Annotated in this window: 10 protein-coding genes and 1 tRNA gene; 5 read left to right on the forward strand and 6 right to left on the reverse strand. The window is 67.1% G+C overall.

Translation table 11 applies throughout. From position 1 onward, the window contains the following. Nucleotides 1-101: 101 nt before the first annotated feature. From ACOGI4_RS02325 to ACOGI4_RS02340, 4 genes are all read right to left on the reverse strand, one after another. Entirely contained in the window at nt 102-3,308 is a 3,207-nt protein-coding gene (locus ACOGI4_RS02325; RefSeq protein ID WP_419841531.1) for a cell wall-binding repeat-containing protein, read from the reverse strand. A 204-nt stretch (nt 3,309-3,512) separates the two neighbouring features. Next, nucleotides 3,513-3,932, reverse strand: coding sequence for a hypothetical protein (locus ACOGI4_RS02330; RefSeq protein ID WP_419842346.1), 420 nt, complete (start codon nt 3,930-3,932; stop codon nt 3,513-3,515). 324 nt (nt 3,933-4,256) lie between these two features. Next, nucleotides 4,257-7,445, reverse strand: coding sequence for a cell wall-binding repeat-containing protein (locus ACOGI4_RS02335; RefSeq protein WP_419842347.1), 3,189 nt, complete (start codon nt 7,443-7,445; stop codon nt 4,257-4,259). Between the two features lie 200 nt (nt 7,446-7,645). Beyond that, nucleotides 7,646-8,989: a PDZ domain-containing protein gene (locus ACOGI4_RS02340; RefSeq protein WP_419842348.1), complete on the reverse strand. Its 1,344-nt coding sequence runs from the start codon at nt 8,987-8,989 to the stop codon at nt 7,646-7,648. A gap of 323 nt (nt 8,990-9,312) precedes the next feature. Here ACOGI4_RS02340 and ACOGI4_RS02345 point away from each other — a divergent pair, with 323 nt between their 5' ends. Together ACOGI4_RS02345 and ACOGI4_RS02350 are read left to right on the forward strand one after the other, a co-directional pair. Next, on the forward strand, nt 9,313-9,534 hold the full coding sequence (locus tag ACOGI4_RS02345; RefSeq protein ID WP_419842349.1) for a hypothetical protein: 222 nt from the start codon (nt 9,313-9,315) through the stop codon (nt 9,532-9,534). After that, entirely contained in the window at nt 9,531-10,502 is a 972-nt protein-coding gene (locus ACOGI4_RS02350; protein WP_419842350.1) for a hypothetical protein, read from the forward strand. Before ACOGI4_RS02345 ends, ACOGI4_RS02350 begins: the two co-directional genes overlap by 4 nt. A 77-nt stretch (nt 10,503-10,579) precedes the next feature. Here the strand turns inward: ACOGI4_RS02350 and ACOGI4_RS02355 are convergent, their stop codons facing one another. Further along, complete coding sequence (locus ACOGI4_RS02355) at nt 10,580-11,053, reverse strand: hypothetical protein (protein WP_419842351.1); 474 nt, start codon at nt 11,051-11,053, stop codon at nt 10,580-10,582. Between the two features lie 445 nt (nt 11,054-11,498). Between ACOGI4_RS02355 and ACOGI4_RS02360 the strand changes: the two genes are divergently transcribed. The 3 genes from ACOGI4_RS02360 (at nt 11,499) to ACOGI4_RS02370 (ending at nt 12,896) form a co-directional block, all read left to right on the forward strand. Further along, a tRNA-Lys gene (locus tag ACOGI4_RS02360) sits at nt 11,499-11,571 on the forward strand. Nucleotides 11,572-11,714: 143 nt separating this feature from the next. After that, the gene (dut, locus tag ACOGI4_RS02365; RefSeq protein ID WP_419842352.1) at nt 11,715-12,203 is read left to right on the forward strand and encodes a dUTP diphosphatase; all 489 of its coding nucleotides are present in this window, start codon (nt 11,715-11,717) and stop codon (nt 12,201-12,203) included. Between the two features lie 108 nt (nt 12,204-12,311). Further along, nucleotides 12,312-12,896, forward strand: coding sequence for a hypothetical protein (locus tag ACOGI4_RS02370; RefSeq protein WP_419842353.1), 585 nt, complete (start codon nt 12,312-12,314; stop codon nt 12,894-12,896). 138 nt (nt 12,897-13,034) lie between these two features. Here the strand turns inward: ACOGI4_RS02370 and ACOGI4_RS02375 are convergent, their stop codons facing one another. Further along, entirely contained in the window at nt 13,035-14,225 is a 1,191-nt protein-coding gene (locus ACOGI4_RS02375) for a potassium channel family protein (protein WP_419842354.1), read from the reverse strand. Nucleotides 14,226-14,330: the final 105 nt, after the last annotated feature.

Consider the following 14,330-nt stretch of genomic DNA (forward strand, 5'->3'; position numbering starts at 1 on the left):
CGGGGCCGCCCAGCCACGCCGGCGGACCCCACCCAAAGGAGTACGCCGGTGTGTCGCGTCGAGGGCGCCGCCAGGCTGCCGGCGCCAGACCCCCCGGGGGGCTAGTTGACGGGCAGCTCGAACTGGTAGGAGGGCACGTCGCCGGCGGTGACCCGCACCGTGTGATCAGGCGCCGCCCACTCCACCTGCTCAGTGAGCACCCCGGCAGTCTTGGACTGCTTCGCGTTCCCGTCGCCGTCGTCGTCGATCTGCGCCGGCAGCTTCCCCGGCACGCCCTGCGAGTCGTCCTCCACCTGATCGGACGCCGTCGGGTTCAAATAGCTGACCGGGAAACGGCCGTCCCAGTTGATGTTCCGGATCCCGAACGGGGTCTTGGCCGGCTCCCCTTCCCACAGGTCAACCAGCGTGCCGCTGTCGTCGTAATAGTAGCCGGGGAACATGATCGCCCCTCCCGACACGCCCGTACGCGGCCCCGGCAGCAGCGACGCGTCGCCGGTGGTGAACCGCAGATGCCACACCTTGATCGGCCGAGCCGCAGCCACGTTGCCGGTCTGATGGTGCGTGAACTTGCGCTGCGCCGAGTCCGCGACATAGTTGCTGTTGCCGTACACGTCCGCAGCAGCGATCAGGTCCGCGGCGTTGTCCGGGTTCCAGCCCGGCACCAGCGACCCCAACAAGAAATTGCGCAGCTCGCTGGTGTTCTTATGCGCCGAATGCCACTCCCCGAACGTCACCTCGATGCCGACGCTGGACACCCCCCCGATCAACGGGTAGAACCTGCGATGCCAGTACGTGTTCACCGCCGACTCGTTCGCCGGACGAGCCGTGATCAGCTTCTCGCGGTCCGCGCAGTCATAGGCCAGCGTGAAATTGTCGGCGAAGTCCCTGTCGGCGTTCAACGCGTCCGCAATGTCGCCCAACGTCGGGGAACCCGCCAGGAACGTCACCCGCACCAGCCCGCCACCCGAACGGCCCACATTGCGGCCCACCGTCACGTCGATCTCCACCTCCTCGTCCTCCAACGCCGCGCCAGGCGCCCAATACGCCTTCGCGTAGTCGAAGCGCACCGCCCAGTCGTTGCCCTTCGCGCCCGCCGCGATCCCGTCCCAGCGGGCATAGGCCTGCATCTCGCGAGCCACCGTCAACCCCGACGCCGGCCACGTGATCGACGCGGACGTCGAACCGTCGTCGGCTTTGATCCGCGCACGCGGATCGCTGAACGCCGCCCCCACCGGGGCGCCCATGTGCGCCACCGGACGCAGACTCAAAAACCCTGTCTCGGTCGGCTTGGGCGCCACGTCCCCCGGCAGACCGCCCGGCTTGCCGTCATCAGCAGGGTCGTCGTTCACCCCCGTGTCGGGCCGCCCCACCCGGATCGAGGCGACCTTCGGCTTCGGGGTGCGCTTGGCCACCGCCGCACGCTCCAGCCTCGACCCGACGCCGTCCAACGACAACGCGCCCCGCTCCACGGTCACCGTGTCCCCCGCAGCCAGGAAATACGGACTGCCCTTCGCCTCGTTCGTGTCGGTCTTGTCCTTGTCGCCGTTGAAATCGAACGCCTCCGCCAACGTCAACGCCGGATCGAACGCCTGCGTGTTCGTGCGACGGAACGACACGTCCTCCAAAGCCGCCACCGACACCTTCGCGCCCCGCTTCGAGGTCACAGACACCTTCCCGTTCGACAGCACCAGATCCTCATCGCCGCCCACCGCCCCAGTGGTCCGCAGATACACCTGCTTTTGGCCCTCCACCGCGATCACCTCCAACGGCGGCACCACCGACACCGACGCCTTCAACGGCACCGTGAACGACGCCGCCCCCACCCTGCGCATGTCACCCGACGCGCCCAACGCCGCGTCCCTGTCCGGACGCAGCTCCACCTTGTCGCCCGCCTTCAACGGCGCCAGCAAAGTCGCCGTCACCCTCGTGCCCGCCGTGCACGAACCCGCCGGCGGGAACGCGTCGTCCAGCTCCACCTTCGACACCAAAGCCGACACGCCGTTCACGAACAGCATCCCAACCAGCTTCGACAGATCCGCCCGCGTGGAGCGGATCGCGTCGCTGAACGTCACCGTGAACACCGACGGATCACCGGTCACACGGCCCGACCGAGACGCCGGCTGCGCGCTGATCGACGCCGACAACGAAGGCGCCGACCCCGCCGCAGCCACCGCAGCAGACACCACACCAGCCGACACCGCAGCAGTCCCCCCCACCGCCACCACCGACATATGCGTCTTGTTCCCCGAAGCGTCCTTCACCGGCGTCGCAGCCAGCCAATCCCGCACCACCCCCGGCAACTCCGCCCCCACCACCAAAATCGGCACCGGACGGCCGTCCCGATCCAGACCGCGGCCCATCACAGGCCCAGCCGCCACACCATCAGCCGTCGAGGACTCAGACACCAACGCCACCCGGCCCGTGTCAGTGCCCAAACCCCCACAACCGCCCCACATCAACTCCGCCAGCCTCACCGACGTCGCCGCCGCGTCACCCCCCGCATACCGATCCACCCGAGCCCCCAACGCCGTCACCGCGTCAGCCACACCCTCCGACACCTCCGACACGTCCCCGACGATCACCACACGGTCGATCCCGTTGTCCCCGATGTAATCCGCCGACACCGCAGGCAGCCTGTCAGCCGCCGTCAACAACAACGGCACCTGCATCCGATACGACAACGGACCCGCCAACACCGCAGACGTGAACGGCACCCGATCCCCGTTCGCCAACAACACCGCCTCATCATCCGAACCGCACCACCGCGCCGACGACCGCACCCGCCCCGCCATCGCCGCCGCCGTCGCATACCTGTCCGCACCCGCCACACGCACCACCCGCGGCTTCGACGCCAAACCCTTCAACTCGGCCACCACCGCATCCGACACCGCCACCGGACCACCAGCCACAAACACCGTCCCCACACCCTGATCCTCCAAAAACGCCGCCACCCCCCCCGGCAACCGATCACGATACGTCAACACCACCGGCGCCTCCACAAACCCCGCCAACCCAGCAGCAGACACCGCATCAATCTGCGACTCGCCCGACGCCACCACCACCACATCCACCGACCCCGGCAAACCCCCATCCGCGAAATGCCGCGCCAACAACAACGCCGTCTCATACCGATCCCGACCCGCAAACCCACGAGCATCAGGCCGACCGTCCCGATCCGAGTCCACCAACCACTCACCAGCCGAATTCGCCGCACCCACCGGCACACCCCCCACCAACGACCCACCCAACAACGAACCCCCCAACAACACCACCACCAACACCACCCACCACGACCTGCGACCCGACACACGAACAACCGACACAACACACCTCACAAAACCCGACAGCACCCCAACAGGCACCTACCCAACACAACCACACCACACCCACACCTGTGACACCCCACCACCACCCGCACCCAAGGAAGGCCAGCAGTGTGTCGGCACCGGGGACGATGCTCCAGCCGAGGGACCGCTACCGGACTTAGCCGTGCCGGACCGAGGGCTGCGTGCTCAGCCTCCTCCGTCTAGCCACTGCAGCACCACCACCAAGCCAGCCGCGCCGGCCGCCAACTCCAACGGCAACATGTACTGCACCCGACGCAGCCGGCGCTCAAGCCTCTCCATGCGAACATCCACGTAGCGCCGGTCCTCGGCGCGCTGCGCGTCCAGCCGCTCACGGTCCGCCTCCCGCTGGGCATCGCGCTCCTTGCGGTCCAATTCTCGCTGAGCAACTCGCTCGTTGCGCTCCGCCTCCCGCTGATCCGCAGCATCCTGGGCCCAGCGCGCCATCACCGCGTCGAAGTGCTCCTTCGTCATGAACCGCGCCGACTCAGCGTCGAAGTGCTCCTTTGTCACGAACCGCGCCAACTCCGACACGACGAAGCCCTCGGTGACCAAGTCCGGCGGCAGCTCACGGGGGACCAGCGACATCAGCAGTTTCGCAAGCTTCGGGCCGAACTGATCACACAGCCGAGCAGAGAGCAGCGCATGTTCTTCTTCGGACGCCGCAGCCTCCGCACATCGAACCGTCAGAACGCGACGGGCCATAGGAGGCGGCCCCCTGCCGTCCAAGCGAGTTTCTGGAGCATCAGCAGCCCTGTTGGGCGAACCGCTGGCAGCCTCGCCCTCGCTTTTCTCGCATCTTGGCCGCGACAAGGCCCAGGAGCTGATGCCCCAAGGCCTTGTCTTTGGAAGGTCGCGCAGTTCGTGGCCAGTCCCGGTGCGCACACCGAGCCCACTGGCGGCGGGTGGGAGCTAGTTGACGGGCAACTCGGTGACGTGTGAGGGCACGCTACCTGAGGTGACTCGCACGGTCTGCTTCGGCGCAGCCCACTCGACCTGTTCGGTCAACTTGCCAGCCGCCTTGGACTTCTTCGGATCGCCGGACTTGTCGTCGTCGATCTGCTGCGGCAGCATCCCGGCCACATTGGTCGCTGCGGTCGCGGCATCGTACTCGACCTGGTCCGAGGAGTTCGGGTCCAAGAAGCTGTACGGAAACCTGCCGTCCCAGTTGATATTCCCTATGCCGCCCGGAGTGCGAAGTGTCTCGCCCTCCCACTGGTTCACCCGAGCGCCAGTGTTGTCGTAGAAGTAGCCCGGGAAGTTCAGCACGCCTCCGGTCGGGCCGGTGCGCGGCCCTGGCAGCAGCGATGCGTCACCAGTGATGAACCACAAGTGCCATGTCTTCGACGGCCCCATGGCGACATGGCCGTGAGCGAAATATCGTTGAGCGCTGGTGTCTTCGAAATTGTTCATTCCGGTGACATCGTCCGAGCCGACCCTGCTAGAGGTATCGTCGACGTCCCAGCCTCCGGGCCTCGGCACCAGCGTCGCCAACACGAAATTGCGCAGCTCAGAGGTTTGGCGTCCTGTGTTGTGCCATTCGTCGTAAACGACCTCGAAGCCGACGGTGGAAACGCCTCCCTGAAGACCGTACGTCTTGCGGTGCCAGTGAAGATCAGCCGACTCGGTGCTGACCGAGGCAGGCACCTTCAAGCGCACATCGTGATCGGCGCAGTTGTACGCAACAGTGAAGTTCGCGGTGAAATCGCTGTTGGCGGTCAACGCTTTTGCGACATCAGCCAGCGTCGGGGCACCCGCCAAGAATGTGATCCGGATGACGCCGCCACCTGACTGCCCGAAGTTGGCACCTACCGACACGTCGATGTCTACGTCGTCAGTGCTGTCCGCGGGGAAATACGATTTCGCGAATTCCGTACGCACCGCCCAGTCGTTGCCCTTCGCGCCAGCCGCCATCCCGTCCCACCGACCGTAGATCTGCAATTGCCGGGCAGGCTTGGCATCGCCCGACCCCCAGACGATGGCCCTCGATGCTCCCGGTGGGTCCGCCGGGCTGCGCGGATCAGTGAATGACGCTATCTCGTCCCCGACATGAGCAACCGGGCGCAGACTGATGTACGAACCGGAGGCGGCATCGGGCAGGGCATCGGCAGGCAGTCCGCCGGGCTTCTTGTCGTCAGTCGGATCGTCGTTGACGCCTGTGTCGGGACGGCCGATCCGTACGGCTGTGATCTTCGGCTTCGGCATCCGCTTGGTCACCACCGCACGCTTGCGCTGCGATTGTGCCGTGCCGTTCACCAACGCGCCACGCTCCACCGTCACCGTATCTCCCGCGCCCAGGAAATACGGCGACCCCGCCGGCTCGTTCGTGTCGGTCTTGTCGTCATCACCGTTGTAATCGAAGGCCTCGGTCAACGTTAGCGCCGGCTCGTAGGCCTGCGAGTCGCTGCTTTTGAATATCTTCTCCGTGAGGTCTTGCACGGTGACTTTGGCACCGCGCTTCGAGGTGACCGTGATCTTCCCGTTTCGCTTACCGACATCATCCGAGCGACCCATCGCCATCGTCGTGCGCAGATACAGCCGCTTCTGGCCCTCGATCGCGATGACCTCCAACGGCGGCGGTACGGCCGGTGTCGTCTTCAACGGCACCGTGAACGACGTCGCCCCCACGCGTCGCATGTCTCCCGACGCGCCCACTGCCGCTTCCGCGTTCGGGCGCAGCTCAACCTTGTCGCCTGCTTTGAGATTCGACTCCAACGTCACCGTGACACGCTTGCCCGGCGCGCACGTGCCCGCCACTGGATAATCCGAGTCTTCAGTGACTTCTTCGGTCAGCACTCGTACGCCGTTCACGTACAGCATCGAACCGAGGTCCGCCTTCCAGTCCCCCGTCGTGTCAATGGCATCACTGAACGTAATCTTGAACGAGTTCGGGTCACCCTCTGCGCGACCCGTGCGTGACGCAGCGTCCACGCTGATCGTCGCGGTGAGTGGCGTCCCGGAGGAGGCGGCGGCGACTGCGGCGGTCACCACCGCTGCCGACACTGCAGCCGTGCCGCCGACCGCGACAACCTGCAGATGCTTCTTGGTGCCGTCTGTATTCTTGGCGGGCGTGGCTGCCAGCCAGTCCCGCACCGAGGCGGGCAGCTCGGCGCCGACCAACAGAATCGGCACCGGCGAGTCGTCACGGCTGATGCCGTTGCCCATCACCGGAGCAGCAGCAACACCGTCCGCCGTCGAACTCTCGGACACCAGAGCCACACGAGACTTGTCAGCACCCAGGCTGCCGCAGTTCCACATCAGCTTCGCAACTGCGACCGATGTCGCCGCCGCGTCGCTGCCCGCGTGCCGGTCCACCTTGGCGCCCAACGCGGTCACTTCGTCCGCAACCGCTTCTGACACTTCGGTCTTGTCGCCGATGATCACTACTCGGTCGATGTTGTTGTCGCTGATCCACTCTGCCGTCGCACTCGGCAACGTCTTCGCCGCGGTCAACAGCAAGGGCATCTCCAACCCATACGACAACGGGCCGGCCAGCACCGCGGACGTGAAAGGTGACCGATCCCCGTTCACCAACAGCACGGCGTCGTCGTCGGAGTCGCACCAACGCGCCGACGTGCCGACCAGCTTGGCCATCGCCGCAGCCGTCGCGTACCGGTCCGCACCGGACACGCGCGTCACCGTCGGCTTCGACGCCAGCCCCTCCAACTGCTCCACCACCGAATCGGACACCGCCATCATGCCGCCTGCGACGTACACCTTGCGGACGCCCTGATCGGCGACGAACTCAGCCACCCCACGCGGCAAGCTGTCACGCCGCGTCAACAGCACCGGCGCTTCCTCCCACCTCGACAGCCCTGCAGCAGCCACCGCGTCGATTTGCGACTCCCCAGACGCCACCACGACCGTGTCCACCGCAGCCGGCTCGCCGCCGTCAGCGAAGTGCTTCGCCAACAGCAACGCCGTCTCGTACCGGTCCCTGCCGGCGAACGCGCGCGAATCCGGCCGCCCGTCGTTGTTCGAGTCGACCAGATACTCAGCCGCCGAGTTCGCTGCGCCCGCAGGCGAGCCAGCCACCACGCCCAGCACCGAACCGGCCAGCACCACCGCCGCCAGCACTGCCCACAACCTGCGACTCCGCACCGCAACACCCGCAACCGACACAGTACACCTCACAAACGCTGCAACGCCCATCTGGCGCCTGAGAACAACAACCGCACCGTACCCCACCCTGTGACACGGCGACAACCCCGGTCAAAGCGCCTCGGTCGCGACGCTGGGACTGGACTCTGCAACCATGCCGGGCAGCTACACCAACCCGTTGGGGCTCAGCCCGAGCGCCGTCAGCTGCGGTGGTTTGCTATGGCGTCCAAGGCTTCCTGGAGGGACTCGACACCGACGACGGCGACCGAGGGGTCGGCGACGGCGAGCGCTTCGTCGACTTGAGACGCGGGCACCAAGAACAGGTCGGTGCCGGCTCGCACGGCGGCATGCGATTTCTGGGTCACACCGCCGACGGGGCCGACCGTGCCGTCGTGACGGATGGTGCCGGTGGCGGCCACGTCGAGGTTGCCGGTGAGCGGCTCGGGCGTGAGGGCGTCAATGACCGACAGCGTGAAGGCGAGGCCAGCCGAAGGCCCGCCGATGCTGTCTACGTGCAGTGTCACGTCTATGGGAAGTTCTTCGAACTCGACATGAGTAGCGACGACGACGCCGAGGAGGGCGACGCCTTCCGAGTCGGCCAGAGCGACCGTGATGGTGCGGGTCTGGCCTTCGGGGTCGAGTGCGGTCAGCGCGACGGTCGCGCCCGGTTCGCTGGTCTTGATCGTCTCCGACAGGCTCTGTGCCGTCGTGATGGCGGTGCCGTCGACCGCTTGCACCATGTCGCCTTCGCGGAGGACACCCTCAGCGGGGGAATCGGGCATGACCCCTACGACCCGAGCGCCGATCGGGGTCATGACCTCATAGCCGAGGTGCTCGAGGGCGACCGCGACAGCGACCTGCGTGGACTGGTCCATCTGGCGCCGGCCGGCGTCACGGTTCTGCTCGATGGTGCGGTCACCGAGGATGTCCTCGACGTCGATGACGTCTGTCGCGCCGTCGAGCCAGGCGCCGACGAACTCGAACAGCGACGGGGCGAAGCTGGTGCGGACGCTGACCAGAGATATAGAAGCCTCCGAAGCGTAGACTGGGTGTCCGCTGACGGCGACGAACTCTTCGATGTCGGCGGTGAGGCCTGGGGCGACAACGGCTTTGTCATCGAGCGTCGCTGTTGTGCCGACGACGACGAGCAGTGCCCCAGTCAGCAGGGCGGCGATGAGCGTGGTGACAGCGCGTGAGCACTGGCGTGGGCGGGGGTGGGGTGGCACGGAGTCGTCGTTCGACGGCGGGTACGGGCGGACCGGCAGCGGGTGGCCGGACGGCAGGCCAGCAGCAGACGACGCCGGGCCATCGGCAAGGGTCGCACCGGCCGGGACAGCCGCCGAGCCGACGGCATCAGCCGCAGCAACAGGCCGCTCGTCAGCCGCGACGGACAGCCCGCCTGGTGCAGCGGCCGCCGGACGAGACCGATTCGCCGAGCCGCAGACATCCAGAGCATCCACAGCGGCGTCGGCGAGCCTGGCAGTGTCGGCTGTGCGCCATACCCGGTCCGGTCGTTCGAATTCATCTGCGCGCAGCGGTGTCAAGCCGGGATCGTCGAGCGACCCAGCCAGTGCGTGCCAGCCGATCGCTGCGCAGCCTGGTTCGGTGGCTTCCTGTGGCTCGGAACCGTCTTGTGGACTGACTTGCAGAGCATCTCGCCGCGCGTCCGCGGGCGAGACTCGCCGAGTGTCTTGCCGCGTGCCGGTTGCACCGTCTTGCGGCGTGTCGCCAGCGGCGTGGGTCACGGGCGCAAGCGTGCCATGCGGCAGTTGCGGGCACGTGCAGACGGCGGCGCTTGCTGGCTCTTCGCGCGTCGCTTGCACGCACCGATGAGCCGCATGGAGATGGACCTTATTGAATTGGTCACATGGCGCTGAAACGAGCGCAGGCGGAGCAGGCGCCGTCGCAACATGCCGAGCAGGACATGGGGGCGGGCAGCTGGCCGTACAAGCCGACGGCCGTGTGGCGCAGATTGGTCGCAGTGATCGGGCTGGTTGCGTTCACGGCGCTTTGCGTCGTCGCGTTGGTGTCGCTGGTCGTGGCAGCCGCAGCCGTGGGGGCTCTCATGCTCGAAGCACTGATCGGATGAGCGCTGAAGCAACGGGCGACGCGGGCGGCATCAACGACACGGCCGACGTCAACGGAGCGGGCCGCACGGTCCACCTCGGCGGCATGAATGGCACCGATGAGGCGTACTCACGTCGGTTGACAGCGGTGGTGGCCGGTCATCGGGGCGACGCGAGGCTGGCGGAATCGCTGCTCGACGACGTCGACGCAGGCGTGCGCGGGGCGGCACTGGGGGCGCTGGCCCGGTGCGGCACGCTCGGTGTCGAGCAGGTCAGGCGTGCGCTGGACGACGAGTCGGCTGCGGTGCGGCGTCGGGCGGCCGAGGTAGCACCGCCGGGAGTCGCGCTGGTACAGCTGCTGAGCGACACTGATTCATCGGTGGTTGAGGCAGCAGCGGCGGCGCTGGGGGAACGCAGCTGGGACTTCGGGGCGGTGGCGGCGCTGTGCCGAGTCGCCGCGGACCACAGCGAACCGCTCTGTCGGGAAAGCGCCATCGCTGCACTGGGCGCCCTTGCCGCAGGCTTGGATGCAGGTTTCCGGACTGGCGACGCGGCCAACGGACTTGCGGGCGTCGTGGCGCAGCGCCGCATTGGTGCGAGTACACGCTGCGCCGAACGCGTTGGCGGCGATGAAGCCGGCGGGCACCACCTAGAGGCCGAACCCGTGGCCAGCGCTCACGACCCAGACAGCGCCGCTTGTGCGGAGGCCGGCGGTACGGCTGTGGCCAGTGCTGCGGTCGGTGCGTGGCCCGATGCTCGACACGATGCTGCGCCAACTGCAACTGATCGACGTGACACTGCGCTGACGATGATGCTGCAGACGCTGCTGCACGCCATGAGCGACCGGCCGCAGATTCGCCGCCGCGCACTGCTGGGCTTGCATCAGTTCGAGGACCATCGCGCTGTTGGTGCCGTGCAAGCGGCGCTCGAGGATCGTGACAGCCAGGTGCGGGCCGTGGCCGGCGAACTGCTCGGCGTGCCCGTGCGCTGAGTCCGCTTGCTCCACGTGATCCCATTGGGCCTGGTGATCCAACTGGGTCTGTGGTCCGCTTGGGTCCAATCCGGCTTCTAGAAGGCGGCCGAGAGCACGTCCAGGCCACGCTGCAGCCAGCCCGCCTGCACGGCCGCGATCTCAAGGGCCAGAAACACTGCCACGCCGACGAGCAGCCGATGACGATCGCGAGCTTCCTTGCGCAAGCCGTCGAGCTGGGCTGTGACCCGTTGGTCCTGCTGTTCCAACTTCGCCGAGAACTTCTCGTCCTGCTGATCCAGTCTCGCCGAGAACTCCTTACGAGCCGCCACGCGCTGATCCGCCATCTCCTTGCGGTCGGCCTCGCGCTGACCCGCCGCGGCCTTGCGATCCGCGTCGCGCTGTTCGGCCATCTCAACCTTCAAGCGCGAGATCGCAACGTCGAGATCGCTCTTGGTCACCAGTTCCGACAGCGCCGCAGGGAGCAAGCGTGACATCACGTACTCAACCAGTCGTCCATCGTCATGGTCACACAACCAATCATAGAAGCGGGAACGATCATCTTCAGGCACAGCATCTCCTGTCCGGTGTGGTGTCGCAATCTGCGACACGCCGTCGCCTGTCCAGCACAGGCGACGATGAGGCACCGAACACTAGGGCTAAGCGTCGTCTTATTATATTTCAATATATTTCCTGTAAGCGCTGACTGGCGGGTTCTGGAGCGGTCCGGGTTCGACGCTGCGTGCCCGCGGACGTGCCGGGTGTGTGCGAACTCGCCGGTGTTGGTTCGCAAGAGGTCGGTTCCTCTGTCCCGCCGGCCACGGCCCGCCGTCTCGCGGAGCAGTGCGGCTGGCACCCGACGCCTTCGGTCGCACGCGTCATCAGTGACGCAACCCGGTGCCCGTGCTCGGGGTTTGTTTGCGGTGCCTGCTGGAGTGGCGCACTGCCGGTATGTTGAGCAGTTGCAGGTGCCGTTGCAGTACCGGACTAGTGCCGGATCAGCGCCAGCGACGTTGGGGGCCGCTAGCTCATCGGGTAGAGCAGGGGACTTTTAATCCCAAGGTGCCGGGTTCGAGCCCCGGGCGGCCTACTGCGGCAACCGCCGACAACGACAGCAGCCTCCCGGCGAGAAACCTCCCGGTGCCGTGGCTGCTCAGCCTGACGCATCCCGACGTACAGGGACGGCTCGCACGAAGGGCAGGCGGCGTCTGGGCGCGGTGACAGCTCAGCCCGATGCACCTCGCGCTAGCCATCACGTCGCACGATGCTCATAGGGTGACCGCCGTGGTGGCCGTTCCGATCCGACGTCTGGACCACGGACTTGCACTGCCGGCGTACGCAAGACCGGGCGACGCCGGATGCGATCTGCTCGCTGCTGAGACGGTGACGCTCGCCGCAGCGGGCGGGCGCGCCATGGTGCCCACCGGCATCGCCGTGGCCATCCCCGTCGGCTACGCAGGCTTCGTGCAGCCTCGCAGCGGACTGGCGCGGCGACACGGGGTGACCTGTGTGAACTCGCCCGGCTTGATCGACAGCGGCTATCGGGACGAGCTGCGGGTGCTGCTGCTGAACACCGACCCGGCCGAGCCTTACCAAGTTCAGCGCGGCGACCGCATCGCCCAGCTGGTCATCCAGCGGGTCGAACAAGCCGAATGGGAAGAGGTGGAAGCGCTCGACGAGAGCGAGCGCGGCCTCGGAGGGTTCGGTCACTCCGGCCGCTGAGGGTGTCCGCGTTCACCGGCGGATCGCGGCCGGACTTCGCCGGGCCTTGTCATGTCTCGGCTGATGTCACACGGTCTGATGTCACACCCCGTCAGTAGCCATATGCCCATGACGAAGCACTCGCCACCAATGCCGCCAACACAGCAAGCGCCCACCCTGTTCGACAGCGCAGCGTCAGACATCGGAGCGTCGGAGTTCGACGCCGGTTGCGCCGAGGTGTCCCACACGTTCACTGCGGCGAGCTTGCCGGCGCCGGCCGAAGTCGACCCTCGCCTCAGCCCGCCGCGGTGGGCCGCGCCGACCCTCGTCTCGCAGCGGTCCGAGCCGGCCGAACTCGATCTGCGCCACAGCAACGAGAAGCGTGACTGCGGCGAACCGTTGCGCGCTGCACGACGGGCGCCGAATCCGCCGAACGAGCTGGAGCAGCTAGTGCTCGCGGCGCACGACGCCGCCGAGCAGCAGCCAAGCACCGCCCACTCCCGGACTGCCGACGCTCCAGCCGTGCCTCCGGTCCGGTCTCTCGGCATCTCCCGTAGCACGCTCCGCGGCGAGACGGCGCAGTCCCGCAGGCATCGCTCGCTTGCGCGGCTGGCCAAGCGTCGCTACCTCGTCGATGCCGAGGGGTACGCGCGCATGGAGCAGATCCGCAGCGCTCTGCGACTCATCCAAGACCACGACCCGGCCGCGCTCTGAAGCCGCTGCGCTGAACCGGCAGAGTTGAACCTGCAGGCGAACCCATGCGGCCGAACCCGCAGAGCCGAGTCGGCACGGCTGAACCCGCATGGCTGTCAGCTGCGTTGCGCAGTCGGGTGCTGCAGTTGCACAGCGCTGTCAATTTTCCTTGGACAGCTCATTTGCAGACAACTGCTCGGCGTCGAACAGGGCGAGCGCCAGGCTCAGCTGCTCTGCGGTGCCCAGCACTACCAAGAGGTCGTGCTCCGCCAGCCGGTGAGCCGACTGCTGGGCATCCGACTGCTGGGCGGCCCGCGAAATGGCGAACCAGCGATTGTCACGTCTGATCGCCAGCATCTCGCAGCCGGCACGCTGGGCCAGATCCAGCTCCGCCACCGACTTGCCGACGAGCTTGCTGCCTCGCACGATGCGGTGCTCAAGCAGCCGCACGTCCTGGTCCGTCCGCCCGATCACCTCATCGAGGTAGTCCGCCACGCCGGGCTGCAACGCAATGGCGGCCATGCGCGAGCCGCCGAGCTGATGCGGGTTGATGACACGGTCTGCGCCCGCTCGGTGCAGCTTCGGCGCTGCGTCTGCGGAGTTCGCTCGGGCCACGATGAACAGCTCCGGGCATAACGACCGGGCGCTGAGCGCCACATAGAGATTGTCCACGTCGGAGTCGAGCGCCAGCACCATCGTCTCGGCTCGCTCGACGCCCGCGTCGCGCAGGACGCTGTCGTGCGTGGCGTCGCCGCTGACCCAACGGAGACTGAGGTCTGCAGCATCGAGCATCGACACATCGGGATCCCGATCGATGACGACGACGTCGGCACCTTGGTCGATCATCACTGCGGCTATGGCCCGGCCGACCTGGCCGTAACCGCAGATGACCGAATGGCCGCTGAGCTGGTCGATGTCGCGCTGCATGCGCCGCCTCCTGAGCTGGTCGTCGAGTCGGCCCTCCAGCAACATCTCGAAGACGACGCCGATCATGTACAGCGAGGTGCCGGTTCCGAGCAGGATGAGGATGATCGTGAAGAGCTGATAGCGGCCGCCGACGTTCTCGGGGTCGCTGTAGCCGACCGTGGAAATGGTGATGACGGTCTGGTAGAGCGAATCGAGCAGGCCGAGACCCAGCGCCATGTAGCCGACCGTGCCCGCCGTCAAGATCGCAGTGAGGACGATGAGACCGCCGATCAGCCGCTCGCTGGGCTCCAAGCCGCCGGCCGCCATGCGGCGTCCTGGCCTGCGTCGCACCCGAGTTCTGCGCGGCGGCCGAGTTCTGCCCAGCACGCCCTTCATCGGTGCGAACGCTATTGTCGCCAGCGGCCAGCGGGCTTCGGCGCGCATGACGGGATTCGACCGGCTTGACGGGTGTGAGAGGTCCGCAGCGCCCGGCGGGCCTGATGACCGAGCCCAAATGCCGGGGCTGTGCCGGTGCGTCGTTGCCGGCGG

Source organism: Candidatus Poriferisodalis sp., assembly GCF_965205175.1.
GTDB lineage: Bacteria > Actinomycetota > Acidimicrobiia > Acidimicrobiales > Poriferisodalaceae > Poriferisodalis.